The 353-nt window shown below is 52.4% G+C and carries 1 protein-coding gene; it reads right to left on the reverse strand.

Translation table 11 applies throughout. The annotated features are described in order from the left end of the window. Window positions 1-82 precede the first annotated feature (82 nt). A partial coding sequence (locus EVC45_RS46510; protein ID WP_211193625.1) for a hypothetical protein occupies window positions 83-353 on the reverse strand: 271 nt, incomplete at its 5' end.

Consider the following 353-nt stretch of genomic DNA (forward strand, 5'->3'; position numbering starts at 1 on the left):
TGATTGCGGGTTTTCCGAAGGGGCCGAATTTGTCTGCGAGCCCCACCGGGAATGGCTTTCGGAGCTGGCGAGGGGGGAGCGGTTAAAGTGAGGGCTTTGCGGATGCGAAGTAAGCGTCTTGCAGTGGCCGTTCTGGCGTGCTGATTGAGGTTTTGGGTAGTTTGGTATCCACCAAATTATGGTGGATACCAAAGTGGACAAGACGTGGGGCAATGGCACCGCAGATGGTGCATATAAGCGGCCGAACTTTCCGACCCAACTGATTGCGGGTTTCAAGCAGACTGAAGTTGCATTTGATCAGTAATGCATATGTTTCATGAAATGCATGAGTTGGCAAGACAGGCAACGCGAAG

It is taken from the genome of Paraburkholderia sp. UYCP14C (assembly GCF_004197395.1).
In the GTDB taxonomy this organism is placed as follows: domain Bacteria; phylum Pseudomonadota; class Gammaproteobacteria; order Burkholderiales; family Burkholderiaceae; genus Paraburkholderia.